General features: G+C 50.2%; 19 protein-coding genes. 13 read left to right on the top strand and 6 right to left on the bottom strand.

Features of this window, described 5'->3' with window-relative positions; translation table 11 throughout:
- Positions 1 to 160 precede the first annotated feature (160 nt).
- From ACJJI8_RS19715 to ACJJI8_RS19705, 3 genes are read left to right on the top strand one after another with little or no spacing between them, the layout of a single operon-like run.
- The gene (locus ACJJI8_RS19715) at positions 161 to 892 is read left to right on the top strand and encodes a DUF599 domain-containing protein (RefSeq protein ID WP_108733516.1); all 732 of its coding nucleotides are present in this window, start codon (positions 161 to 163) and stop codon (positions 890 to 892) included.
- Positions 879 to 1214 (top strand): nucleotide pyrophosphohydrolase, encoded by a 336-nt coding sequence (locus ACJJI8_RS19710; RefSeq protein ID WP_444933452.1) that lies wholly within the window; start codon positions 879 to 881, stop codon positions 1212 to 1214. Before ACJJI8_RS19715 ends, ACJJI8_RS19710 begins: the two co-directional genes overlap by 14 nt.
- Positions 1207 to 1998, top strand: a complete 792-nt coding sequence (locus ACJJI8_RS19705; RefSeq protein WP_444933451.1) for a methyltransferase — start codon at positions 1207 to 1209, stop codon at positions 1996 to 1998. The genes ACJJI8_RS19710 and ACJJI8_RS19705 overlap by 8 nt, the downstream gene beginning before the upstream one ends.
- Here the strand turns inward: ACJJI8_RS19705 and ACJJI8_RS19700 are convergent.
- Complete coding sequence (locus ACJJI8_RS19700; RefSeq protein WP_444908014.1) at positions 1995 to 2504, bottom strand: DnaJ domain-containing protein; 510 nt, start codon at positions 2502 to 2504, stop codon at positions 1995 to 1997. The genes ACJJI8_RS19705 and ACJJI8_RS19700 overlap by 4 nt on opposite strands.
- 157 nt (positions 2505 to 2661) lie before the next feature.
- Between ACJJI8_RS19700 and msrA the strand changes: the two genes are divergently transcribed.
- The 3 genes from msrA (at position 2662) to ACJJI8_RS19685 (ending at position 5818) form a co-directional block, all read left to right on the top strand.
- On the top strand, positions 2662 to 3285 hold the full coding sequence (msrA, locus tag ACJJI8_RS19695; protein ID WP_444897012.1) for a peptide-methionine (S)-S-oxide reductase MsrA: 624 nt from the start codon (positions 2662 to 2664) through the stop codon (positions 3283 to 3285).
- Between the two features lie 369 nt (positions 3286 to 3654).
- Positions 3655 to 4290: a YopT-type cysteine protease domain-containing protein gene (locus ACJJI8_RS19690; RefSeq protein WP_444933450.1), complete on the top strand. Its 636-nt coding sequence runs from the start codon at positions 3655 to 3657 to the stop codon at positions 4288 to 4290.
- An 808-nt stretch (positions 4291 to 5098) separates the two neighbouring features.
- Positions 5099 to 5818, top strand: a complete 720-nt coding sequence (locus ACJJI8_RS19685) for a YopT-type cysteine protease domain-containing protein (RefSeq protein WP_444898294.1) — start codon at positions 5099 to 5101, stop codon at positions 5816 to 5818.
- 311 nt (positions 5819 to 6129) lie between these two features.
- On the opposite strand, the gene ACJJI8_RS19680 is transcribed toward ACJJI8_RS19685, so the two are convergent.
- Genes ACJJI8_RS19680 through ACJJI8_RS19670 form a run of 3 tightly spaced genes read right to left on the bottom strand, consistent with a single transcriptional unit; the run spans position 6130 to position 9356 of the window.
- Positions 6130 to 6966 carry a sulfurtransferase gene (locus ACJJI8_RS19680; RefSeq protein WP_444898293.1) on the bottom strand — a complete coding sequence of 279 codons (837 nt, stop codon included), beginning with the start codon at positions 6964 to 6966 and terminating at the stop codon, positions 6130 to 6132.
- Positions 6967 to 7025: 59 nt separating this feature from the next.
- Positions 7026 to 8678, bottom strand: a complete 1653-nt coding sequence (locus ACJJI8_RS19675; RefSeq protein ID WP_444908032.1) for an alpha/beta fold hydrolase — start codon at positions 8676 to 8678, stop codon at positions 7026 to 7028.
- Between the two features lie 60 nt (positions 8679 to 8738).
- The gene (locus tag ACJJI8_RS19670) at positions 8739 to 9356 is read right to left on the bottom strand and encodes a trimeric intracellular cation channel family protein (RefSeq protein ID WP_444917379.1); all 618 of its coding nucleotides are present in this window, start codon (positions 9354 to 9356) and stop codon (positions 8739 to 8741) included.
- A gap of 215 nt (positions 9357 to 9571) precedes the next feature.
- On the opposite strand from ACJJI8_RS19670, the gene ACJJI8_RS19665 reads away from it, so the two are divergent.
- A complete protein-coding gene (locus ACJJI8_RS19665) occupies positions 9572 to 10471 on the top strand; it encodes an EamA family transporter (protein WP_413662327.1) in 900 nt (299 codons plus the stop codon).
- Between the two features lie 411 nt (positions 10472 to 10882).
- Here ACJJI8_RS19665 and ACJJI8_RS19660 read toward each other — a convergent pair whose 3' ends face one another.
- Complete coding sequence (locus tag ACJJI8_RS19660; RefSeq protein WP_282932536.1) at positions 10883 to 12067, bottom strand: acyl-CoA dehydrogenase; 1185 nt, start codon at positions 12065 to 12067, stop codon at positions 10883 to 10885.
- 320 nt (positions 12068 to 12387) lie between these two features.
- Between ACJJI8_RS19660 and ACJJI8_RS19655 the strand changes: the two genes are divergently transcribed.
- From ACJJI8_RS19655 to ACJJI8_RS19640, 4 genes are all read left to right on the top strand, one after another.
- Positions 12388 to 13824, top strand: coding sequence for an efflux transporter outer membrane subunit (locus ACJJI8_RS19655; RefSeq protein ID WP_444897037.1), 1437 nt, complete (start codon positions 12388 to 12390; stop codon positions 13822 to 13824).
- Positions 13824 to 15062, top strand: a complete 1239-nt coding sequence (locus tag ACJJI8_RS19650) for an efflux RND transporter periplasmic adaptor subunit (RefSeq protein WP_444933449.1) — start codon at positions 13824 to 13826, stop codon at positions 15060 to 15062. Before ACJJI8_RS19655 ends, ACJJI8_RS19650 begins: the two co-directional genes overlap by 1 nt.
- Positions 15055 to 18213: an efflux RND transporter permease subunit gene (locus ACJJI8_RS19645; RefSeq protein ID WP_444933448.1), complete on the top strand. Its 3159-nt coding sequence runs from the start codon at positions 15055 to 15057 to the stop codon at positions 18211 to 18213. Before ACJJI8_RS19650 ends, ACJJI8_RS19645 begins: the two co-directional genes overlap by 8 nt.
- A gap of 323 nt (positions 18214 to 18536) precedes the next feature.
- Complete coding sequence (locus ACJJI8_RS19640; RefSeq protein ID WP_444933447.1) at positions 18537 to 22181, top strand: amino acid adenylation domain-containing protein; 3645 nt, start codon at positions 18537 to 18539, stop codon at positions 22179 to 22181.
- A 108-nt stretch (positions 22182 to 22289) separates the two neighbouring features.
- On the opposite strand, the gene ACJJI8_RS19635 is transcribed toward ACJJI8_RS19640, so the two are convergent.
- Positions 22290 to 23522 carry an MFS transporter gene (locus ACJJI8_RS19635; protein ID WP_444933446.1) on the bottom strand — a complete coding sequence of 411 codons (1233 nt, stop codon included), beginning with the start codon at positions 23520 to 23522 and terminating at the stop codon, positions 22290 to 22292.
- Between the two features lie 447 nt (positions 23523 to 23969).
- Here ACJJI8_RS19635 and ACJJI8_RS19630 point away from each other — a divergent pair, with 447 nt between their 5' ends.
- The gene (locus ACJJI8_RS19630) at positions 23970 to 24407 is read left to right on the top strand and encodes a netrin-like domain-containing protein (protein ID WP_413663468.1); all 438 of its coding nucleotides are present in this window, start codon (positions 23970 to 23972) and stop codon (positions 24405 to 24407) included.
- A 567-nt stretch (positions 24408 to 24974) separates the two neighbouring features.
- On the top strand, positions 24975 to 25307 hold the full coding sequence (locus tag ACJJI8_RS19625) for a hypothetical protein (protein ID WP_444914641.1): 333 nt from the start codon (positions 24975 to 24977) through the stop codon (positions 25305 to 25307).
- Positions 25308 to 25331: the final 24 nt, after the last annotated feature.

The following is a 25331-nucleotide window of genomic DNA, read 5'->3' as shown; positions in this document are numbered from 1 at the left end:
TTATATGAATTTTCTGGCCGGCCACTGCTGCCGGCGAAAGGGCGCTATTCTACCGCTTGCGCACATCGGAAAGACAGTGTTGACAAGGATGCCAGTAGGGCGAAGACTTCGCTTGCCGAAGCTACGGCATAAATGTAGACGAACACGGAGATATTAGAGGTTGTCCTGGTTGGATATTGCCAGTGTCATTGGCTTTTTTATCACATGGGTGGGTTACACCGTTTTTGCGCGAAAAAAAGCCAAAGAAACCTGGTGCCTTACTTCATCGCTTCAGTGGTACCGCGTTGAATGGATGATGCGTATGCTCGATAGGGATATGCGCATGGCGGATACCGCTATTCTCAGTAACCTGGAGCGGGTCATTGGTTTTTTTGCCTCCACCAGTATTCTTATCCTGGCGGGTTTAGTGACGGCTTTGACGGCGAACAAGGCCGCCATCGAAGTGCTTACCAGTTTGCCTTTTGCGGAGCCCACCACCGTTGAGCAGTTTGAGCTCAAGGTGATGTTGTTGATCCTGATTTTTATCTTCGCCTTTTTCAATTTTACCTGGTCACTGCGCCAGTACTCCTTCGCCAATGTACTTATTGGGGCAGCACCGCCGCCGGAAACCGGTGATCTATCTGAGGAAGAGCGACGCCGATTTGCCATCAGTACTGCCAAGGTGATCGACCACGCGGGCCACAGTTACAACTACGGTCTGCGCTCTTATTATTTCTCAATGTCAGTGCTGGGCTGGTTTATCCACCCAATCCTGTTTGTTGCCGGCTATCTGTTTGTTGTCTGTGTTTTATACAGGCGAGAGTTTCTGTCCCGCGCACTGAATTCAATTTTGGCGGCCCGGGAAGGCGGGCTGGAGCGCCAGCAGAGGAAAAAATTCGATGAAAGACCGTGAAATCCTGGCGGCTTTTGATGAAGTCGCTGAAATGCGCGGCTGGCAGTCACTGCATACCCCAAAAAACCTGGCCATGGCGCTATCTGTGGAAGTTGCAGAGTTAGGGCGACACTTTCAATGGTGCAGCGATAAAGATATCCATAATCTAATGGCAGGCGACAAGGCCGAGCAAGTTGCCGCTGAACTGGCGGATATTCAGATGTACTTGAGCAAACTGGCCGCTGTACTGGGGGTTGATATGGAAGAGGCGCTACAGCGCAAATTCGCCGAGAACCGCCGCCGATGCAATGAGGCTTTGCAAGGTGAGGGCTCCGATGGGTGACAGCCTGCGTAAAGATCGAAACTTTGACGATCTCGCTCATCGTTTTCGCAACCGTATCTACGGTGGCCTTAAAGGGGATATCCGCCTGGCAGTGCTCAACCGGGATCTGGTGCCGCTGTTGGGGAGCGAGCAGCGCATTCTAAAAATCGTTGACGCTGGGGGTGGCCAGGGCCACTTTGCCATGGATCTGGCTGAGGCTGGGCACGAGGTTTTTCTCGCAGATATTTCTGCGCAGATGCTTGAACTCGCAGATGCGGAAATTCGCCAGCGCCATTTGCAAAAGCAAATGACCTTGCTGCATAAACCCCTGCAAGAACTGCCGCAAATAGAAGCATTAAAGGGCGCAGACCTGGTAATTTGCCACGCTGTGCTGGAATGGTTGGAACAGCCGCAACAGGCATTGCAGCAGCTGCGCAGCCTGTTAAAGCCTGGAGGGCATCTTTCGCTCACTTTCTACAATCGGCGTGCCCTTGAGTTCCGTCTATTACAGCGGGGCAGCTTTCGCCAGCTGGACCGCAATATTGAAGGGGATAATTGGGGTGGCCACCCTGGCAGCCTTACTCCACAGAATCCACTTCTGCCGGAATGGGTGGAAGACTGGCTGACCGAAGCGGGCTTTTCCGTGGTTTGTCACAGCGGTATCCGCTGCTTCCACGACTTTATGACGCCATCAATCCGGGAAAAGTTGCCCGCGTCGGCCATTGTGGAAAAGGAGCTTGAATACTCCCAGGTGGACCCCTATCGGCAATTGGCCAGGTATATCCACCTGCTTTGTAAGGTTTAACCAAGAATGCTTAGTAGTAGCTCCTTGGCGGCGTTGATACGCGATGCCAGGTAATCGTTGCCGCCGCGATCTGGGTGGAGTTTTTGGATCAATTTGCGGTGTGCACTAATGATTTCATCTCTGCCAGCATCGGCATCAACGCCAAGGATTCGGCGCGCTTCGTGTTCCGAGAGTGGCGGGCCCTCGGAGTTGTGTGGCGGAGGATGTTGAGTGGCCCCTGGATTTGGGCGCCTGTTTGAATACTTTTCAAACAGTGGCATCAACCAGGGTAAATAACGGGAGAGCTGACTGAGTAAACGGCCCAACACAGGAAGAATGAGCACCAGCGCTGCTCCTACCCAATGCAGGCGCCCGGTGATAGCCAGCACAACCACTATTACGGCGACGCCGGCGATACAGGCCATAAAAATCTGCTTGCGCCGCTCCTGCGGTGAGCTAGATTTGATTTTTTGCCAGAGATACCAGGCACCGATGGCGATTAAAATCAGTAGGATTAAGCGCGCCAATGACGACTCCTTATAGTGTTGATCTGCCAATGTTTGTCCTGCGTATCATAGAGTCCTCTTAACTACTTGATTCGCGGATTAATATTACTTGATCTGGGAGGATAAGCGCCTTAGAGCTATCCTGACAAAAGAAAATACCTGCACTTGAGAAAACAGTATGCAATACGACAAATTTCAGATACCCGATGCGGACCAGGTGCTGCCCGGTCGGCCCCAGCCGATGGAGATCAGTGGCACCCACTTTGTAAATGGCAACACCATTAAAGAGCCATTCCCTGAGCACCTGGAAGTCGCCATTTTTGGTATGGGATGCTTCTGGGGCGCAGAGCATGTGTTCTGGGATACGGATGGTGTGTTTGCCACTGCCGTTGGCTACACTGATGGCGCCACCGAAAACCCGAACTACGATGAAGTCTGCACCGGCCGTACAGGGCACGCAGAGGTGGTGAAAGTAATCTTTGATCCCAAAAAGGTGAGCTACGCAGAACTCCTGCGGGTCTTTTGGGATCACCATGACCCAACCCAGGGTATGCGCCAGGGTAACGATATCGGCTCCCAGTACCGTTCCTGTGTTTTCTGTCTGAACGAAGGCCAGAAACAGGAGGCGGAAGCGAGCAGGGCGGCTGTGCAAGAAGCGTTGGACGCCAAAGATCGTGGGTCAATCACCACCGAAATTAGCATGGCTCAACCGTTCTACTACGCCGAGGAGTACCACCAGCAATATATGGCTAAGAATGAAGACGCGGTTTGCCCAATTCTTCGCAACCCAATGCATGACTAAGAATTGATAGATTGCAGAAGCAGGCGGCGCGGTGACTGCTGCCTGTTGTTGTGACGCTGAACACAGTCAATTCCCCTCCACTTTTCTGTCTTTTTCCTGCCTTCTCTGAATTTGTTTCCCTGTATTTGGTTGTCATTAAATTATGACCAAAATCTAAAAACTTGCGCCCAAATCATAAAGTCGGCGGTGGGTCTGGCGCGTAAAGTTCCAACTCCTGCGTCGGAGAAAAGAACCCTTGAGCCTCACTTTCACCTTGAGCAGAAATGGTTACGGTTAATAAGGGGGCCGTTACAGATTTCACTCTATCCGCGTAGTTATTCAGAGGCTCCTTAAGTACAGAGTCACAGTAATTTTTTCGTAGGACCTTTTATGTACAGCGTTTACTCTATGGCGCGCCAGTTGGGTGGAGTATGTACTTGGGATTTTTCCCAAGCATTTCCTGTGTTGAATATCCGACAGATTTCTGGCAGTGGAATCTGTTTGTCGCTGGTTTCACACTGGATTAAGTATCATGCTTATGACGACTCTTTAGTAAATCACTTGGGTGGCGTTTGGGATCAGCGAAGATTTATCCCTTTCAATATGGGGAAATACCAACGAATAGCGGCACAACAGCAAGCCTGGCAGCAAAGTGCCAACTGGGAAGCTTCTCATAGGGCATGGTTACTTTTAAATCGGTTGAGAGTGCTTTCTTCAGCTACCGGAAGATCAAACAGGGATTCCTTGCGACAGCGGCTTAAACAGATTAATGGAGCCTATGCGTTAATTGAAATGCGCTCTAGTCGAGACGAGAATCCGGGCGCTCATGCAGTAGCTGCTTGGGTTGGTGCCCAGTCATTTGGCGGGCAAAAGCAGGATGCTTGTTTCTTTGATCCGAACTTTGGGGAGTTTTGGTTTGAGGATAAAGAGGATTTTTACTTCTTCTTTCACTTGGTCAGTAATATGCATTATCGGGCGGAACATAAATTCGATTCATGGCAGATCGATAGGATATGGAAAAGCTAGCTCTATTCATAAATTGGTTCTGCTTAGTGTTGCAGGAAGTATTTCATCTCGTATAGAGTTTTGGGGTTTGCTTAAGATGGTTGGAGTTCTGGCCATCTTACTTTCCCCATACAAAACAACCCAATCTGCATGTATTTTCCTTTCCCTAAAGAAAGTCCAAAACCTAAAAAAATTTGCCCAATATCTAAAGCGCTACTTGATAGAGCCGACACAATATAGATCTAAAGAGAGAGCTATTCTTTTGGCTTTTAGGGATGAATTACCCTTTAAGTTGAAGGTTGAGAGGGTGGAAAATTGTCCGGTAAGGGGTAAGTGTGGTTTAAAGCCATGGAGGCGCAATTCTTTCCATATAACCAAATTCATTATTTCAGGTTTGGCATATTTAACTTTTACTGTTTTAACAGTGCGCTGGATATAGTGGGCGTTAAGTCTGGGAAAGGGAGTGTTAGAGAAGTAAATTTTGCTGATATTGGAATTACTTAGATCCTGTGCGGGTATTGGGCTGTGAGTAGTTGCTTGTCATAATTGGTTATAAAGAGATATTAAAAGTACAAAATTGGTGATGTTGATCAATTTGGCAATGTTCATTTGAGTCAATGGGTAAAGGATTGATTGACCTATTTTATTGTTGTTGGGTTGGCGTAAATATAAGAGTGTGTCAATCTGCGCACCCCATTTTCTAAGAGAGTTATCAGTCCTTGTAGGTAAAAGCCTCTGGCTAGGTGCGGATCAGTATTTATTGTAGGTTTTTGTTCGAATTAAAATAGATGATTTTTGGATTTTAATTGTCTGTTGGGAGGTTGCTTGTATGCGTGTTAGTACAATTGCCGAGCGTCATCGAGGGCAAAAAATTTGGGGTTTTTCCCAGGGTTCACTAAGAGTTTGGGTGCACTATGCAGGATTTAGCATGTTTGGCATTTGTGGAGCCTTAACTGCACATTGGATACATAGTAGGGCTTCTGAAGGGGTATCTCTATCAAGTAAATTGGGCTTGTATGAAAAATGGAAAGTTGGAACAGATCCATTTACATTTACTCGACTTCGCTCTCTAAATATTCGTGAATTAAGAAGTGTTGCTAGGTATCAGTGGGGGTGGGCACACGATAAAGATAATTCTTATATGAATAATGTAGGGGCGTGGCTGAGAGAGCGTGGGGTATACCCAGTACCTGGGCTTGGGGATGATTCCAATATTCAAATAGTTAATCCTGGAATTCAGCCTTTATCAATGACCGATTTTTTAATAACATCATTAGATCAATTAAACGATCATTACGTAATAATCACTGTGTCAGGTAAAGTCTTTGGGCACTTTTCAGCGGCCCATGCTGTCTCCCTCTATATTGGCCCCGCTGGGATGGCTCAACAGTGCACTTTTTTTGATCCTAACCATGGAGAGTACTGTTTTAATAACAAACAGGATTTTTTTAATTTCTTTCGCGAGTATTATCGGCGGAAAATCCTGTCGAATGGATTTGGTTCCCTAGGTCTTTCAGATCGTTGGCGCACCCATGTTTACACCTTATAAAGTGCAGAGCAGCGGGGTGTCATGAGGAGGCTTCCTCTAACATGTTATGCGGTAAAGAGGTGCTGCTGGATATCGGTTTAATTAATTTTATAGTCTTTATGTGTAAAAATCGTTGCGAATTCTCTGGTGCCCGACTGAATAAGCATCAAATAGCCCAATTACCGCCCATGCAGGAGTGATCTGACTTGGAGATGGGGGGGTGGGCATTTAAGCAATAGTAAAAACCGTCACTGGCTCATTAGCTTTTTTTTATATATACAGTTTGCATGTGCCTTCTCACACTGCTGTATTTAAGTTCCATGACTCCTATTTTATCTCCACTGATGTGCGCACCAATCACTCCAACTCCCTGGATAGAGTAGTGAGTCGTGGCGACCAGCTAAATATTGTGCATAGAAATTAACGCAGGCAGTAACTCCGGAGCCACAGTAATTGAGAAGTGGTTTACCATCTTCCAAGTTGCCAAACTGTGATTTAAGTTCGGCAATAGATTTCACTTTCCCATTGTTTTTGTCAGTAATATTTTGCCAGGGCTGGTTGATTGCGGTGGGTATATGTCCGGCAATCGGGTCGATAGGCTCTTCAATTCCTTCAAAGCGCTGACTGTCCCGGGCGTCTACTAACTGCCAGGGTGCTTTACCCAGGTTTTGTTTGATGGTCTCGTAATGAACCAAAAGATTTTCTTTTGGTTGTGCGCTGAAGTTTCCTTGCCTGGATCGAGTGGGCTCGCTTGTGTCCAATGCCTCCCCTGCATCGAGCCAGGCTTTTAGACCGCCATTCAGAATGCTGATTTTCTTGTGGCCAAAGAAGAAAAACAGGAACCAGGCACGGGCGGCGAAACCCAGGCGGGTGTCGTCGTAGACGATTACCTGTGTGTCACTATCGACTCCCAGATTGCGAGCGTAGTCCTGGAACTGTGCAGCACTCGGCATTGGGTGGCGGCCGCCGTAGCGTTGCACGGAGGCAGAGAGGTCACGGTGCAGGCAGGCGTAATGGGCATCGGGAATATGGCCAGCCCGATAGTCCCGCTCACCACTATCGTGATCCGCCAGGCTATAGCGGCAGTCCAATATTACAGGTTCGCCGGTCTTTTTGAGCTCTACCAAATCCGCAACTTCAATCAGGGCAGGGTTGTTGTTGCTCTCCATCGGCCTCTCCTCAATCCTTGATACCGCTTTTGTCGTGTAACTTCAGCTGTTGTCTTTTGTTATTGGCCGCTTTCCGGGGCTGGGACTTCTGCTGCCTGGGGTTCGACGGCCTGTTGTTCGGCTTCTTGCTGGGACTCAGACTCTTCTTCGGTGGAAATCTGGTCTGCTAGCTCCGCTTTGCGGCAAGTCATGGTGGTTTCGGTTTGATCTTCGGCAGGGTTGTCGAGAAAGCGCGCAACTGCCCGCTCCGCGCAGTTGCTTGCGGAAATAATATCGTGAGCCAGGTTGGGAAATAGCAGCCATTGGTGATTCGGTAGCTCTTTGCGTGCGATATCGACATCATCTGCAGCCAGTACCGGATCCAGGCCGCCGTGTAACACTATCACTGGAACTGGGGTGGAGATGGCTTCTGACTCAGTGAGTGGAGCAGAGGGGATTGCCCAGATGCGACACTGTAGCTGCAACAAATTTAAATCTGATCGTACGGCCCCGCCGAGAATGCCGGTGTCTGCAGCGTTGGCCCTGGCCTGATCAAAATCGACAAAGGGAGCCTCTTCATAGCAGAAGTGGCTAACGCCGGCTGCATCCCCAAAGTAGGGGTCCAATACGATCTCCATAAAGTGTGCGATGGCATCCTGGGCAGGCTGTAGCCCTTCATCGCCCTCATTTTCCAGGCCCTCGATCATCTTGGGCAGTTCACTGTAGAAGTTTTCGTTATACAGCGCCTGGAATAAAACTCTCAGCAAGCGCTGTCCAGTAAGCACAAAGGGATAGCTTTGTTTTGAGTAGCGGTGCTTGATCGGAATGGTGCGCGGCTCTTCATCTAAGGTCTGGATCAGGTTTTCCAGCCTGCGGCGCAAATTGGGATAGCGACTGTTACATTTCTCGTCTTCGATGCAATGCTTCAGGCCGCGCTCGTAGGCTGCCAGGGAGTCCTGTGGGAGCTGCTGCGTGTAGACAATATTGGGGAAGACCGCACTGTTAAGCACCAGGGTGCGCACTGACTCTGGGAAGTCGCGGGCCACTGTCAGAGCGTAGCGGGAGGAGTAGGACACCCCATAGAGGTCGAATTTATCGAGCTTGAGGGTTTTTCTCAGCTCTTCTACATCTCTTGCGATCACAGAACTGTTGTACTGGGCCAAGTCGGCACCTTTGCTCAGGCGGCTGTAACAGCGCTCCATACTGAAGGAAAAAACACGGGCCTCTTCTTCCGGAGACAGGTTGCGCCGGAAGGCGGTATCGGCATCTTCGATAAACTCGCTGCAAGTGAGGCGCGGCTGGGCCATACCGGTGCCCCTGGGATCTATAACAAAGAGATCCCGGCCATCTTCTACTGTCATGGCGGCATAGTTAAGCCACAACCAATCGCTGGCGTTCTCGGGCTCTAACCCCATGCTGGCTCCGGGGCCTCCGGCGCCTAGGTGGAGTAGGGGGATTTTCTTGGGATCGGGGTTTGTGGCGCGGAAGCGCACGACCGGAAAGCGGATTTTGCGCTTTTCTGGGTGGGCATAATTCTCCGGCACCTCCATCATGAAACACTGGGTGAAAGGCCAGGTTTCATCGGTTTTGAACCAGCAGGGCTTTGCGACCAGGCGAGCGTATTGTTTTTGCGGGGATTGACCGGTTTGGACAGAGTTTGTCGAGCGCTCACAGGCTCCAATCACCATGGAAAAGAGAATGATGAGGAGTATGCGCAATCGGGCTTTTTGCACTTAGATTATTCCTGTGACTGCTACTAAATAGTGGTTTATGGTTCCAGACCTTTGAGCGGGTCAGTGCCTGCCGAAGCGTGCCACTGGCGCGGAGATATTCCAGCGCAATGCCGCGAGGCGAATCGCTAGGGTCACAAATACGGCAATAGCCACCACCAGCTCATGGGGTAGCCACCCTACATTGTCCAAGGCAACGAGTATGGCCGTACCGGTAAGGGCAGCGGTGGCATAGATCTCTCGCCGGAGTAAAAGTGGAATGTCACCGGACAGCACATCCCGAATCACCCCGCCAAAAGTACCGGTCATTACGCCGAGCACGATTGCGATGGTCGCGGAATAGCCCAGTTCAAGTACTTTCTGGGTTCCGAGCACCACAAAAACGGCGAGTCCAATGGCATCTGCCACCATTAGCAGGCGCATAGGGACCTTTAGATAGCGTATCAGGTAAAAGCTTACTACACCGGTAATTGAGGCGATCCACAGGTAATAGGTGTGCTCAAGCCAGAATACAGGGACGTTGAGAATAATGTCCCGGGCGGTGCCGCCGCCAATAGAGGTGACGCAGGCGAGTACCACGGCACCAAATAAATCCATCTGTTTGTGGCCGGCGGCGAGTACGCCGCTGAAGGCAAAGACCGCGATACCGATCAATTCAAACCAGTGCAGCAGCTCATCCATATCATCGTTACATCCAGAGATTGGCGGGCAGGGGAGAATAGCACTTCTGTCTACGCAAAGGGAATAGAGCAACGATCTACTGGTGAGAAGTGTGAGGCGCCGCAATAGATCGGTACCAGGGAGCTATTGAAACAATTACAAAGGGCCCATTAGACGCAGAAGAGTAATGGAGGCTGCTACCCTTTGGTTACGTCCATTGTTCACTGGCTGTAGAGATGCCGTATAGAAGCATACTGTTGGCTTTGCTGGCAGTCTCAATTTTTGGACTGAATTACCCGATAACCAAGGTGGCGCTGGCCGACTTCCCGCCAATGTTATTGGCTTCGGTTCGCTTCACCCTCGTCGCTGTTCCTCTGGTTTTCTTTTGTCCATTCCCCAAGACCTCGATCCTCAATGTTGTTGCGCTCGGCTTCTTCTTAGAGTTTCTCTCTCTGGGGTTGATGTACTACGCCATGAAGGCCGATATTCAAGCGGGTGTAGCGTCACTGCTTATGCAGTCGCAGGTGCCATTCACCCTATTGTTATTCGCAATGCTGTTTGGCGATAAGATAAATATGCAGCAGTGCTTGGGTTTGGTAATAGCGGCTGTAGGGTTCTCTGTATTCTTCTACTATGCCGATAAAGGTGGGTCGACAACGATAGTGGGATTTATCCTTATCATGGGGGCGGGGCTGTCTTGGGCGATAGCGAATATCGTATTCCGCAGGATGCCAGGAGTTAACTTACTTCACTTAATGGTTTGGGCTTCATTGGTGCCGCCGGTACCTCTTTTGGTCTTGTCGATATTTTATGAGAGCCATACTCCCTGGGTTTTCTTTTTTCAGGCGCATACGGCCAGTTGGTTTTCAATTGTTTACCAAGTGTGCATGGTGACATTGGTTGGTTATATTTTATGGGGTGATTTAATTCGTCGCTATTCCTCTGCCTGCGTTTCACCATTTGGGTTGCTGGTTCCTATTGTGGGAATAATCGGCTCATCAATTATCCTCGGTGAATATCTTACATTTGTCGAGTGGGTAGCGACTTTTGTCGTGTTGCTGGGTATTGCTCTTTGTGTAGTGAAATTAAATGATCGAAATCCGGGACAGGAGATTGTTGATGTGGAGGGAAGTTAGGGGAGGGGTAATAACTTTATTCAGCTTGTTGGGCTCTCTGTTTGGGCTTTCCGCGGTTCCCAAAACTTCCTTTTTATACCGTTATTGAGAGTTTAATAATTGCTGAGGGCTGTATTTACTTATTTCGCGGTTGGATGATGCGTAAATGGTCACAGTGAGTTTTGGTCTGCCCTCAAATTATTTTACTTTAAATTCAAACGTTTTTTTTCGGTGCAGTACTTTGCTTGGTGTGGGTAATAATTTAATACTGCTCCACAGTCTATGCGCCGCCTTTTTGCGTGACTATTCCGAACTTTAGTTTAATGGTTTTGTACTACCAACCTGGGGGCGAAGTAGAAGTAAGCAGATAAGAAGTGATGGGATAAGGGCGATGCCCACGGAAAATACCGTGAGCATCGAACTAGACGTGTTTTACACGAATGCTTGCAGGCCGGTCTGGGCGCGGCCGAGGATCAAGGCGTGTACGTCGTGGGTACCTTCGTAGGTATTTACAGCTTCCAGGTTCATCACGTGGCGAATTACGTGGAATTCGTCGGAGATGCCGTTGCCGCCGTGCATATCGCGAGCAATACGGGCGATATCCAGTGCCTTACCACAGTTGTTGCGCTTCACCAGGGAAATCATGGTGGGGTCGAACTGCTTGTTCTCATCCATGATGCGACCTACGCGCAGGGAGGCTTGCAGGCCCAGGGTAATTTCGGTCTGCATGTCAGCCAGTTTCTTCTGGAACAGCTGGGTTTGAGCCAGAGGGCGGTTAAACTGGGTGCGGTCCAGGCCGTACTGGCGAGCGGCGTGCCAGCAGAACTCGCCGGCACCCATGGCGCCCCAGGAGATACCGTAGCGAGCGCGGTTCAGGCAGCCGAAGGGGCCGCGCAGTCCGCCAATTTCCGGGAATTTGTTTTCTTCCGGAACGAACACATTGTCCATCACGATCTCGCCGGTAATGGAGGCGCGCAGTGAGAACTTGCCTTCGATCTTCGGTGCGGAGAGGCCTTCCATACCCTTGTCCAGCACGAAGCCGCGAATAATATCGTCGTCATCTTTCGCCCAAACAACGAAAACGTCGGCGATTGGGCTGTTGGTGATCCACATCTTGGAACCGCTGATGCGGTAGCCGCCATCGACTTTCTTGGCGCGGGTTTTCATGCCGCCGGGATCGGAACCCGCATCGGGCTCGGTCAGGCCGAAACAGCCAACCCATTCGCCGGATGCCAGCTTAGGCAGGTACTTCTGCTTCTGCTCTTCGCTGCCGTAAGCGTAAATCGGGTGCATAACCAGGCTGGACTGAACGCTCATGGCGGAGCGGTAGCCGGAGTCAACGCGTTCAACTTCGCGCGCCACCAGGCCATAGGAAACGTAGTTGAGACCGGCACAGCCGTAGCCTTCGATGGTGGAACCGAGCAGGCCCAATTCACCCATCTCGTTCATGATTTCACGATCGAAGATTTCGTGGCGGTTACCCTCGAGAACTCTGGGCATCAGTTTGCTTTGGCAGTACTCACGTGCCGTGTCGCGCACCATGCGCTCTTCGTCGGTCAGCTGTTGGTCCAGCAGCAAAATATCGTCCCAATGGGCGAGTGGCTGATGTTTACTCATGGTTTGTCTCTTCTACTTCCGTTATTAATTCCACCGGAGCGTCCAAGGGGGCCGGCTGAAGAAGGCCGAGCACCTTTGTACAGAGGGGAGACTTTTTGGATAAGCTCCGCGTCAAACCCCGATGACTATTCAGTTTAGTGTGCCGCATCATACCGAAGTAGTCGGTTTTCGGCACTCCTGCGGGCAGCAATTTTTTGCCTGATTTTACGCATGCTTTGTAAACAAGAGTAAAACGCATTGCGAGCGATTTTGGGGGGCGGATAATGCACGCAATAAATCTCTATTTTTTACGATTAAACGTTTAATTTCGGTGATATTCCTTGTCCTTTTACCGTATTTTGGCAATTTGTGTTCCGCTGCTTGTCAGCTGTAGTTCGCAGCCAATTGAGACCATTCAGCCCGATGAAAATTTGGGGTTACCAGAATCTTTTCGTGCATCGGGCACTGCCGCACCGAGTTTGCGCTGGTGGCGAGATTTGCAAGATCCGCAGCTGGACAATTTGGTACAGCTGGCACTGAAAGATAATCCGGATATTCAGGCTACCTATTGGCGATTGGAGCAGGCCGCAGCCACCGCGCGGGGAGCGCGATCGGGCCTTTGGCCAAGACTGACTGCCAGCATTGAAAATACTGAGCAGCGCTACTCTTCCGGCGAGTTCACCGATCCCTCTGCGGAGGGCAATAGTTGGAGTACCCGAATCGCCGCCAGCTACGAAGTGGACCTTTGGGGGCGGGTTCGTGCCGGTGCCAGTGCAGCAGAGGCGGCTTACCTGGCCCAGGAACAGAATTTACAGACGGCAGCCCTGACCCTGGCGAGCGAGGTGGCAGCTACCTGGTTGGAGTTGCGGGAGCAGTGGGGGCAGCGGGATTTGCTGCAACAACAGCTGGAGATCAATCGCAAAAGCCTGAAGGTTCTGGAACTGCGCTTTGGTCGCGGCGTCTCAGGTGCAGCCGATGTTTTGCAGCAACAGCAGCTGGTCCAGCAGTCACAGCAGGAACTGGATGAGGCGGAAGCGGATGCCGAAACTCTAAAAGTACAGTTAGCGGTGCTCTTGGGTATCAATGTCGAGGAACTTAGCAGCATTATTCACAAACAGGCCGGGTTGCCGGCACTACCAGCCCTGCCAGAGACCGGCGTGCCATCGCAATTGTTGTTGCGCCGCCCGGATGTCGTTGAGGCGCAGCGAGACCTTTTACAGGGCTATCATGTAGCCGATGAGGCCTGGGCCGATAGACTGCCCGTATTTAGTTTGTCTGCAGTAGCCAGCAATGGCACCAGTTTAATTAGTGACGTGACTGAAAACTGGCTTTTGGCCATCGCAGCCTCTATTGAGGGGGTGATTTTTGATGGTGGCGCCCTGGCATCAGCCCGGGAGCAACAGGACGCCGTTCTGCAGGAGCGCTGGGCGCTCTACCGCAGTGCAGTTAATGAAGCCTTGTCTGAAGTAGAGCAGGCCTTGATTCGAGAGAGCCTGATAGAGCAGAGACTCAACCATCTACGTGAGCGTGAGCGTCTCGCAGACCTTTTGGTTCTGCGCCAAAGCCGCGCCTATGCGCGGGGAACCATCGACTTCCTCAATGTGTTGACCGCGACGAGTGAACAACAGAGTTTGGCGCGACAAATCTTGTCTGCCGAGCGCGAACTGATTGAAAACCGAGTAGTACTTTACCGCGCGCTTTCCGGCGGGATCCCCCAGGTGGATCTTCCAGCCCCCGAGCCAGTGGATTTGGAGTTGTACCTGGAGGGAAATAACTGATGTTGCAGAAACTCAATTGGCGCCTGCTGATTCCCATAATTTTGGTGGTGCTGGCATTCCTGGCCTTCAACTGGATGATGCGGGAAAAACCGTCGGTCAGTCGCGGTGAGCGCAAATCGCCACCGCCGACAGTCGATGTAGCCGTTGCTGAGCAGGGTCGTTTTCCTGTGACCTTGAGCGCGCTGGGTAAAGTGAGTGCCCGTGAGTTAGCGGAGTTGGAGCCCCAGGTACAGGGGCAGGTGCAGTGGCTCGATTATGATTCGGGTCCAGGTGCGGTAATGCCAAAAGGGCAGGTGCTGTTGCGTATTGACCAGGAGCCCTACCAGTTGGCCCTGATGACGGCCCAGAGCACCCTCGCCGAACGCCGTGCTGAATTGCAGCAGGAGCAAGGACAGCAGCAAGTTGCTCAAGAGGAATACGAGCTTCTCGGCACAGCCCTGTCTGGAACGGATAAGGCCCTGGTGTTGCGCGAGCCTCAGAGAGCAGCAGCAGAGGCGGCAGTAAAATCCGCAGAGGCAAATGTGGCCTTGGCTAAACGCGATCTTCGGCTTACCGAGGTTCGCGCCCCATTTGATGCCCTAGTAGTTGAGCGTGATACCGATGTCGGTGATCGCGTCTCTCCGGGAGATACTCTCTACAGCCTCGCTAGTGCTGACCGTTTCCAGATTGCCGTTGAGGTTCCCGCGTCGCAACTGCACCGGCTTGGACGCGGTGATGTTGAAGTTCGAATTTACGGCAGCCAGTGGCCGCAGGGCGTCTACCGCCGTGGTGAGTTTGTCCGGGTTATCCCGGTACTGGAAGAGCAGGGTCGTCTCGCCAGTGTGTTGGTAGAGCTGGAAGACCCGCTTTCCGTACAGGATCCGTCCCAGCCGCAGCTGCTTCTCAACGATCTGGCGAAAGTAGAGATCGTTTCCCAAAGTGAGGATGAGCGTGTGCGAATCCCCCTCACCGCGTTGCAAGACGGCAACAATGTGTGGGTGGTTCGCGAGAACCGCACCACGGTTCTGCCGGTAGAAGTGGCCTATATGAGCGGCGACTTTGCAGTCCTGGAGCAGGGGCTCAGCGGTGGAGAAGCCTTAGTGACGACCCGGTTGGTAACCGTTACTGAAGGCATGCCGGTGCGAATTGCCGGAGACAGTAATCGCCAGCAGCGCCCGCCGATAGATGCGGCTGCCTCTGCGGAACGCCCGCCAAGACGCGGCCCCGGTGGACCCAACGCTGGGGGCGCAGATGACTGAACAGAATAGATCCAAAGATAAGGTCGATACCCGCACGGGCGCCATCGCCTGGATGGCGCGCAACCACGTAACTGCAAATTTGTTGATGTTGGTCTTCTTGATTGGTGGTTTGATTTTTTCGACCATCGTTAAAAAGGAAGTCTTCCCGGAATTCAGCCTGGATACTGTGAGCGTGTCCATCTCCTATCCCGGTGCCAGCCCTGAGGAAGTCGAGCGCGGTGTACTGGTGGCTGCCGAGCAGGCGGTGCAGGGCTTGGTAGGTATCAAAGAGATGACCGCGAGGGCCAATGAGGGTAGTGCCTCTTTGACCCTGGAGCTGGAAGGCGATGCTGATGCTGCCTTGGTGTACCAGAATATTCAGCAGGCTATCGATTCTGTTACCACCTTCCCCACAGATATTGAGCAGCCCCAGGTTAGTCTGGCCGAGCGCAAACGGGATGTGCTGGATCTGGTATTACACGGCGATCTTACCGAGCACAACCTGCGTGCGTTGGCGATGCAGGTTTACGATAAGCTCGAAGCGCACAGCGGTATTACCCAGCTGGAAGCGCGGGGTATGCGGGACTTGCAAGTGGCGATCGAGATTCGCCGCGATGACCTGCGTCGCTATGGGCTTACCCTGCTGGAAGTGGCAAACATCGTAGAAAATGCAGCGGTAGATATTCCCAGCGGCAGTGTTAAGTCTGATGCGGGGGAGATATTGGTCCGGGTGACTGAGCGCCGCGATTGGGCTCGTGAGTTTGGCGATATTGTTATTGCCCAAGGTATTGGTGGCGGTGCCGTTTATTTAAAGGATGTTGCCAATATCAGCGATGCGCTTGAGGAAGAAGCGCGCAATATGGTGTTCAACGGCGAGCCAGCTATCAGCATCAAGATCTACCGAGTGGGCGACCAGACACCAATGAGTGTCAGTGAGGCTGCCCATGAAGTCGTTGATGAGGTCAGGGCAAGCCTGCCCCCGGGTGTGACCCTGACAGTTCGCGATGACGACTCGGAAATTTTCAAAGCGCGTCTGACCCTCTTGCTGAAAAACGGTTTTATTGGGCTCTTGTTAGTATTTGTTGTGCTCGGAGCCTTTCTGGAATTGCGGTTGGCTTTTTGGGTAACACTGGGCATTCCTACCAGCTTCCTGGGGGCATTGCTATTCCTACCTGGGCTGGATATTTCCATCAGCATGGTAAGTATGTTTGCCTTTATTATCGCCCTTGGAATAGTGGTGGATGATGCAATTATTGCCGGTGAGAATATCCACGAGTGGCGGCAGAAAGGCTACAGCAATCTGGAGGCTGCCGTTGCCGGTGCCCGCCAGGTATCGGTACCGCTCACATTTGCGATTCTGACTAATATTGTCGCCTTCCTTCCATTGATGGCCTTACCCGGCTTTATGGGCAAGATCTTTGGTGTGATTCCCTTTGTGGTGGGCTCGGTATTTATTATTTCCTGGGTGGAAGCCCTGTTTATTTTGCCCGGTCACTTGGCCCACTCTCGTCGCGGCTATAAAAGTCGCCGGGCGCGCCGCTTTGCCGCGCGGCAGAAAATGCTGGCACGGGGATTGGATCGTTTTGTACAGCAGCGCTTTAGGCCCTTCCTGGATATATGTATCAAGCACCGCTACACCACTATTGCCGTGGCGGTAGCGGCGCTGCTGGTGGTTGGCGGCTATGCGGCTAGCGGCCGCATGGGCTTCACCTTGATGCCCAGGGTGGAGCGTGACTCCGGTCGCTTTGCTGTCACCTTTCCCACCGGAACGGCCCAATCCCAGCTGGAAAAAGCGCGCTCGCAGATTATTATTGCTGCCGATAGGGTGCTCGAGCAATACGATAAAGAAAAGGTCTTCCTGGGTATTCGCGGTTTGATGGGCGATGACGCGATTATGGTGGACGCTTTCTTTGTTCCCGCAGATGAGCGTCCTTTTTCCACCGGTGAGTTTATTCGCGCCTGGCGCCAGGAAGTGGGGCCCATTGCCGGTGCCCTTAGCGCGACAACAGCTTCTGACCGTGGCGGTCCCGGCGCTGGCTCCTCGTTAACCGTGGAGCTTCGTCATACCGACACGGATACCTTGGAGCAAGCTGCGATACGTTTAGGGGATGAGTTGGAGAAATTCCCCAATGTCAGTGATATCGATCCCGGTATTTCCCTTGGTAAAACCCAGTTGGACCTTACGCTGACTGAAACGGCCAAAAGTTTGGGCATGTCTGCGGAGGATATTGGTCGCCAGTTGCGGGCAGCGTTGTACGGGGCTGAGGCCCTGCGCCAACAGCGCGGCCGGGATCAGGTGAAGGTCATGGTGCGTTTGCCTGAGGATGAGCGGGCCAATATCAATGATGTGAATAGCATTATGATTCGGGCTAGCAATGGACTTTGGATGCCCCTGCCAGATCTGGTAAAGATTGATAAAGGGCGTGCCTATGCCACGATTAATCGCCGGGCAGGCCGCAGGGTTACAACAATTACCGCCAATGTGGAGCCCAGTGACCAAGCGACGCTTGTGATTAATGAGCTGAATGAAAGTGTGGTCCCCCAATTGAAAGCTGAATTCCCCGGCCTAAGTGTTTCCTATGAGGGACGCCAAGCGGAGGAGCGAGAGGGACTGGCAAGCCTGGCGATGACCTTTGCCCTTGCGATGGCGGTGCTGTACTTGCTATTGGCAATTCCCTTAAAGAGTTATGTACAGCCGTTGATCGTAATGGTGGCGATACCCTTTGGTGTGATCGGTGCGTTACTTGGTCACTTGGGTATGGGGTACGGACTCAGTATGGTGAGTCTGCTGGGTATGGTGGCACTGGCAGGAGTTGTGATTAACGATACTCTGGTAATGATTGAGTACAGCAATCGTCTCCGAAATGATGGCGCCGATTTGGAAAGCGCTATCAAGGGAGCGGCAGCGCGGCGTTTTCGCCCAATCGTATTGACCACCATAACAACTTTCTGCGGCTTAATGCCGATGATCTTTGAAAGCTCGGTGCAAGCGCGCTTTATGATTCCAATGGCGATCTCGCTGGGCTATGGAATACTCGCTGCCACAGCGATCTCATTGTTATTGGTACCCTGTCTCTATTTAATGATGGGTAAAGATATTCCCCAGTTGTTTGCAAGGTTGAAAAATATCATCGCTCGCCTTGGTCGTAGCGGTGCAATCGCACAGAGATAAATTCAATAGTAGCCGGTATCTTCTTATCGGCTATTTTCCTCAGAAATTTAATTTTATGACTGATATTTAACTATCAGTTTCCAAAATACGTTCCTGTCTCCCTGAATACCACCTTCATTTAATTTTCCTTTATGACTTGGAACTCCGTTAGCTGAAATACTGCTCCAGTTCAATGTTATGAAATTATTTCCCGGCATACTTCCAATTTAGCAACTGATTTTCAATTAGTTCAAATAACAGAAAATTTTGACCAAATTTGAAAGACAGAGAAATGAATTGAAAGTTAGTTTCCGGATTTTAATAAGTATAAAAGGTAATGTTCAGTGTGCAGCTCAATAAACAAACATAACGCCCAGTCCTTAGATTTTGAATCGGGAGAAATGGGCGTTGTACCATCAGGAGATACAGTTTGCGATTTGATCGAAAGACAAAAGCTAAAGAGTCCTGATCAGGTCGTTATTATCGATGGCAACACAGAAATAAATTTCGCTCGCCTGATGAAACGGGTCGATGGGATTGCCGCTGATTTGGTAAATCGAGGGGTTGAGCCTGGTTCCTTGGTTGGAGTCTGTATGAGTCGATCCTGGGAGCTGGTCGCGGCTCTACTCGGCGTGATGCGCGCAGGTTGTGCTTACGTCCCATTGGACCCAACTTATCCGCTAGAGCGGGTGCGATATATGCTCGAGCACTCCAGAGCTGCCGCAGCAATCGTTGATTGTGACGAAAACGCAAACTTGTGCCTTGGCGTGAAAGAGCTGGTATGGATCGATGAGTTGCGAGAGCAGGCACCGGAGTTTTTACCGGAACTTACCAGGCCGCAAACGAGTGATTTAGCCTATGTAATCTACACATCCGGCTCTACTGGAAGCCCGAAAGGGGTTGCTATCGAACACCGAAGCCTTATCGCTCTCAGTAAGTCCATGAGTGAGCTGTTGAGCGGTGGAGAGCTAGAAGGCGTTTTGGCTTCGACCTCAGTTTGCTTTGACCCCTCGGTGATGGAAATTTTCGGGACTCTTTCTCTGGGCGGCCGAGTTATATTGTCGAAGAATATTTTGGAGCTGCCAAAACTTCCCTTTCGAGAGCAAGTGCGAACTTGCATCACCGTTCCATCTGCGGTTCAGGCTTTACTTTCGATAGACAAATTGCCTCAGGGAGTGCGTTGCCTGATTTTTGGGGGTGAAGTTCTTAAGCAATCCCTGGTCGAGCAAATATATGCGGGAACTGAACAACTGCGGATAGTTAATGTTTATGGACCCACAGAGGACACGGTTTACTCAACTTATACAGAGGTTAGCCCCGATAGCGACCAAATTACGATTGGAAGGGCGGTTTCAAGTTCCCGCGCATATATTTTGGATGAGAGATTACAGCCAGTTGCTCCCGGCGGGGAGGGGGATTTGTATTTGTCTGGTGACAAGCTTGCTCGGGGATATTTGAATGATGAGCATCTGACCGAGGAGCGCTTTATACAGCCTGTCTCCAACCCCCGAATTTCCGATCAGCGCTTGTATAAAACGGGAGACCTGTGCCGATGGACAGCAAATGGAGAAATAGAGTACTTGGGGCGCGCCGATTGCCAGGTGAAGATTAGGGGCTATCGTATTGAACTTGAAGAAATAGAATCGGCAATTGAGTCTATACCGGGCGTTGATGCTGCCGCTACTGCCGTTATAGATGGCGGGGCGGGGCAGAAGATTCTGGTGGCTTATATTGTTGCTCGCGAAAAGACAATTACCGAAGTAGCAGTAAAAGAGTTTCTTGAACAGCGCCTTCCTAAATATATGGTCCCCCAGTTTGTCAAGCATCTGCAAGAGTTACCTCTGCTACCCAACAATAAGCTGGATCGCAAACGATTAGCCCTCCTTGAAGGAGAGCTTGTCGTCCCAACTGAAAGCAATTTGGCTGCAAACGATGATATTAACCGAAGCCGTGGAATGGGCGAGCATTTCGCAGATTTATCAGTAGACAGCGAGGCAATTTTTACTTCAGTTATCCAGGGTGAGGTGGCTTCCATCATGAATCACCCAAATCCGGAGGTTGTGCGCCCAGAGATAGCCTTCGACAAGCAGGGCCTGGATTCGCTGACAACATTAGAATTGGCCAGCCGATTGAGTCATAGCATTGGACACCCCCTATCTGCGCAGACAATTTTCGATTATCCCACGCCGAAGCTATTGGCTGGCTATATGCTTGATTTGACGGAAGGTAAGATCAGTAGTGAGTCAGCTAATGAGGTTGCCAAATCTGAAATTGATGCGCTGGCTAATTTCCAGTCCCAGCTCCAGTTGAGCCATCCAACTTTCCAGGCCGCAAAGGCATCATCCTGGTCTGCCTCTGACAAAAGTAAGTTGGTGCAGGCGGTGATAGCCATGGCAAACAATCAGAAGAGGAATCCTTACAGTAAGGTTTTACGTACAGGTAGTGGGACGCACGGCACTGTTACAGATGTTTATAACGATGATACCCAGGATTCAATTATTTGGACGACCAATCTCTACCTTGGCCTGAATAGAGATAAAGAAGTTATCGAACAGGCTTCATCCGCTGTACAGCTTTTCGGAACAGGAATGGGCACTTCAGCGGCGGCATCGGGCCTGACGGACCTTCACCTCCAGTTTGAAACGGAGTTTGCTGATTTGGTAGGCAAGTCTGGAGCCTGCTTGTTTCCAACGGGTTATACGGCCAATGTCGGGGTGGTGGCAGGAATATTAGGTAAAGATGATGTTGTGGTTATAGACCAACTTTGTCATGCCTCAATTGTTGACGGTGCCCGTCTCAGTGGTGCCAAAATTAGAACTTTCCAACACAATAATGCCTCTGATCTGGAGTCGGTGCTGGAATCTGAAGCATCTCCCTACCGAACGACGCTAGTGGTTCTCGAGGGCGTTTACAGTATGGGGGAAGGTGCTGCGCCGGTAGCTGAAATCGTGCGTGCAGCAAAGAAATACAACGCCTTGACCTTAGTTGATGAGGCACACTCATTCGGTTTTTATGGTGAGCGTGGTGCCGGTATCTGTGCGGCTCAAGGTGTTACTGATCAAGTTGATTTTATTATGACAACACTCAGTAAGTCGCTCGGTAGCCTTGGGGGTGTGGTTGCTGCGAGTAAGGAGTATGTTGACTTGCTGAGGTCCTCAGCCAGGGCATATATATTTCAGGCCTCTATCAGTCCTGCAGATATTGCAGCCGCATTGACTGCCTTGCGTCGGATTAAATCTGACGATGGACTGCGTGATCGATTGTGGGATACGACCCGCTATATGCGCCGGAAATTCGAGCAGGCCGGATACGATTTGGGAACAGGTGATGGGCCTATTATCACGCCCCATTTTAAAGATAAAGATAAACTATACGGGATAGTCCAAGCGCTTTATCAGCGCGGTATTCAAACCTCGGCTGTCACTTACCCGATAGTTGAGAGCGGCCGTGGCCGCCTGAGGTTGATCTGCTCGGCAGCTCACACGAGGGAGGATGTTGATAGGACCGTGGAAGCTCTTATTGAGGCTGAAAAAGAGGTTGATGCCCAATCTCAGGAAATAAAAGAGGAGGCGATGGATTTGGGGCAAGCCCTTGCTGAAATTGGTGAGTGGGCAAATACCTTTTCTAACTTCCTACAGGAATATATCAATCGACTATCCAGCCCCGTGCCCAACTTGTGCTTATCTGTGAGTGTTACTGAACAGTTTGAGCCAGTGAGGATTTTAATTGATGGCGGCAAAGTAACCTTGAGTGATCTCTCGGTCAACGACGTTCCTTTTTGCTCAGTAACGCTAAGAAACCAGAGGTCTGTCACGGCCTTGCGGCTTCACGATGTTCAGTCGCTGCTTGATGATATTTGTACAGGTAGCTGCACCTTAAGCGGTCAGGTTGAGCCATTTATATGGTGGATCGCCCGTATTCTAGATTTAAGTGTGGAGGTAAATAACCCTGTAGACTGTGGATTAGCTAGAGAGCGGGCGATTCATTAACTAATGAGGGGCGAGGTTTAAAGTTTTGGGCCTTTCAGCTTACCCTGATGGGCCCATGTCTGGTGCCACTGGCAGAGTAGGTCGGTTACTTATTTGCCTGATTTTTCACTATGCTACGCCAGGGAGTTTGCGCCAGCTCCAGCGGATTAAAACAAATACTAATATCGATGCAGCTGCTGTAATGTAAAACGGTAAGCGGATATCAACTTCCATTGCCATGCCCCCCGCGAGCGAAATCAAGCTTGCTACCAGCGTGAAGCCCGCAGTAGCTATTCCCATCACCCAACCCTGTTCCGTTTCATCGACACTATTGGCAAATATATTTAAGAGGGCGGGGTAAGCGAGCCCAAAGCAAAGGTACGCGAAGAACACACTGAGATAACATAGCCAAATATGGCTGCTGAATACGAAGACTAACGCGCTCGCGCCCATCACTAAGGCGGAAACTGTAACTACCAGGGGTTTAGTCCAGCGGGACAAAACAGGCTTGACCATAAAGAGGCTGGAAATTGCCACCGCAATACCCATAGTCAGCATGGCCATACTGGTTATTAGCAGGCCTGCCTGGAATCTACTGCTTAAATAGTTTGTGATAAATATATAAAAGCTGAGATGCACCAGCATGAAACAGAGATAGGCAGGGCAAAGTCGGACAACCCGAGGACGGTCCTTCAGATGTATAAACTGAGTAAATAGATCCAGAAAGCGAAGCCTAAGCTGCATCGGGGCTTGCCGGGTATCGTGATAAAAGGTCAGGATCAAAAACAAAGTAATAGCGACAAGTACCAGAGCAAAGTAAAAGGGTAGTTGGATACTGGCTATGCTCCCCAATAGCTCCCTGTCTGCCAGGACTCCTGCCATAATCGGTCCAGCTACAGCCCCAGCACTCATTCCGGCTACCAATAACCCTAGGTTCTTGGAGGCTTCCAGCTCACTTTGGCTGGCATCAATCATTGCTGCTTGAGCAATAGGTTGGTTTCCCGCAGTAAAGCCGCTGATCACTCGTCCGAGAATAAGAAGCCAAAGGCTATTGCTTAGCAAAGAGAGGACAGTGATAGCGTATCCGGCCATGGCCCCCACCAAACACAGCACCATGGCAGTTTTGCGTCCAATATTGTCAGACAGTTTGGCGATATATACGGACCCAACAAACCACGCCAGAAAGAAGCTGCTGATCACAACTCCATAGTACAAGTGCCGAGTTGATTGTGGCGTATCAGTAGGTAGGAACTGGAATTTTGTCGACATAACCAATTCATTGATGATCGGGAACAGCAATCCCTGACCCATCAGATCTACAAAAACTACTGCCAAAAGGGCTAAACGGCACATGGCAGACATAACCACTTCCTCCCCCAGCTTCAGCTTTGCTGCCTAAAGCAAGATAGCAGGTGATGAATAGGTGACGGGGCCTGTCATTGAGCAGCGTAAGCCAGGTAAGAGCGATAGAGCTATTTGAGACTAAGCGCACGGTTAGTTACCCGGGAATAAAGGCGGTTAAGACAGTTGAGGCTTGCTCTATATATCAGAATTCAAGAGAAGCTTCTCCTATTTCTGGGGGTGACGAACTATCTCTTTGATTTTTATAGGGTTGATAATGTTATAAAGAGCAGAAAAAGCAGGTAGATATATAGCGCCTGCTTTATATCTACCTGTTGAGAATTATGTCAAAGCTCTTAACTTTTTGATATTATTGGGTTTTTGAGGTTATCTTGAAAGAAGTGAGTAGAATTATATAGAAGGGTGATATAAAAACGCTTCTTTTGAATTAACTGTTACTAGAACCATATGAATAAGATCATCATCACATTATTGCTTTCAGTGATTGGCCAAGACGTACTCGCTTGTTCTTTTAGCGAGCGTAGTGGCGAAGAAAAATTTAAAGATGCAAATCGTGTATTTCGAGCAAAGATTGTCGGAACTCAGCTGGGAACTGAGAACTTGGAAGGTGAAACCTTCGAAATTGTTAAAGCAAAATATAAATTGATTGAGTCCTACAAAGGCCGTAATACTAAGAGCGGCTATGTAAAAGAGCTTACTTTCAGCCCAGGTAATTGTATGCTCGGTCTACTAACCGGAATGGAATATATTATATATCTTGGCGATACAGATTTTGTAACTCTACCAAGTGGTTCTTGGGGCTATTTCAATCCAGAAGGTACGCAAGTGTTGCCAGAGCTTGAGAAGTTACGGGCTCTCGCTAAAGGCGAGCGCAGTGCTCCGTAGCGCTAGTAACAAGCAGCGGCAGAGCGACAGCCAACGCTACGCACCTTTTGTGTTACTCGCTGGCGCTCAAACATTAACACAAAATGCGCTCCGCGCTGGCTGCGCCTGCGCTGGGCGTTATAAATCTTGGAGAGTTTTGTGCTCGGAAAGCTGAATGCAATAGCCATATATATTACTTGGTTGTTTCTTGGGGGTATGATTGCATCCTTTGTTCTTGGTTACTTCGATGTTACTTATGAGATGCCCATCTACTATTTGATCTTTGGCGGTTTTTTCTTGTTTGCAATTATTCATTTTGTATTGGCGTTTTGGGTGCGTTGCCCGAATTGCAACAAGTGTTTAACCATTCAGGGTATGCATGGGGTTCATCCTGCCTCTATACACAAAAGCTGGTCGTCCGTTGTGTTTCACTGGTTTACAGGTAGGGTAAGTTGCATACATTGTGGTGCTACAGTTTCTACAAATGATTTATAACAAACCGCAGCAATCGCTCCCTTCGGTCGCTGGGACAGCCAAAACGCTGCGCTTATTTGTCTGCCCTTGTGCGGGGCGTTAAATTGCAAAACCATGGATAATTATCGTACATATGAAGAAGTATTAGAGGCCTATAACTCCGGTGAAATACCCAACGGAGAGGCATGTGATCGATTTCTAGAACACATAACGTCAAAGAATATTTCTGAAGTAATTGATTTGATCCCCAGTCAATACATTTTTCAAACGATGTTACGTACAGCGGCATACTGTCCCACCACAAACGAGGGATGGATGCAGAGAAAAATGAGGGCTTTAAATTATTCAGACTACTCAAAAAAACCTAAACCATTAGATGAGAATCATCCGTTTAGGGTTGGGATTGAAGCCCTGCGGGAGTATGTTTCTGGTGGTATGGAGAACTAAATTTAACAAACAAAGGCTACGGAT

Source organism: Microbulbifer maximicatervae (SeqCode), from assembly GCF_052467695.1.
Note: the sequence above shows the minus strand (reverse complement) of the source record. Positions and strands in the feature narration are given on the sequence as shown.

Bases quoted from the DNA above. Each gene is read 5' to 3' on its own strand.
- ACJJI8_RS19670 (WP_444917379.1), bottom strand. From the start codon at position 9,356: ATGGATGAGCTGCTGCACTGGTTTGAATTGATCGGTATCGCGGTCTTT.
- ACJJI8_RS19645 (WP_444933448.1), top strand. From the start codon at position 15,055: ATGACTGAACAGAATAGATCCAAAGATAAGGTCGATACCCGCACGGGC.
- msrA (WP_444897012.1), top strand. From the start codon at position 2,662: ATGCAATACGACAAATTTCAGATACCCGATGCGGACCAGGTGCTGCCC.
- ACJJI8_RS19665 (WP_413662327.1), top strand. From the start codon at position 9,572: ATGCCGTATAGAAGCATACTGTTGGCTTTGCTGGCAGTCTCAATTTTT.
- ACJJI8_RS19630 (WP_413663468.1), top strand. From the start codon at position 23,970: ATGAATAAGATCATCATCACATTATTGCTTTCAGTGATTGGCCAAGAC.
- ACJJI8_RS19635 (WP_444933446.1), bottom strand. From the start codon at position 23,522: ATGTCTGCCATGTGCCGTTTAGCCCTTTTGGCAGTAGTTTTTGTAGAT.
- ACJJI8_RS19685 (WP_444898294.1), top strand. From the start codon at position 5,099: ATGCGTGTTAGTACAATTGCCGAGCGTCATCGAGGGCAAAAAATTTGG.
- ACJJI8_RS19690 (WP_444933450.1), top strand. From the start codon at position 3,655: ATGTACAGCGTTTACTCTATGGCGCGCCAGTTGGGTGGAGTATGTACT.
- ACJJI8_RS19650 (WP_444933449.1), top strand. From the start codon at position 13,824: ATGTTGCAGAAACTCAATTGGCGCCTGCTGATTCCCATAATTTTGGTG.
- ACJJI8_RS19680 (WP_444898293.1), bottom strand. From the start codon at position 6,966: ATGGAGAGCAACAACAACCCTGCCCTGATTGAAGTTGCGGATTTGGTA.
- ACJJI8_RS19710 (WP_444933452.1), top strand. From the start codon at position 879: ATGAAAGACCGTGAAATCCTGGCGGCTTTTGATGAAGTCGCTGAAATG.
- ACJJI8_RS19705 (WP_444933451.1), top strand. From the start codon at position 1,207: ATGGGTGACAGCCTGCGTAAAGATCGAAACTTTGACGATCTCGCTCAT.
- ACJJI8_RS19625 (WP_444914641.1), top strand. From the start codon at position 24,975: ATGGATAATTATCGTACATATGAAGAAGTATTAGAGGCCTATAACTCC.
- ACJJI8_RS19660 (WP_282932536.1), bottom strand. From the start codon at position 12,067: ATGAGTAAACATCAGCCACTCGCCCATTGGGACGATATTTTGCTGCTG.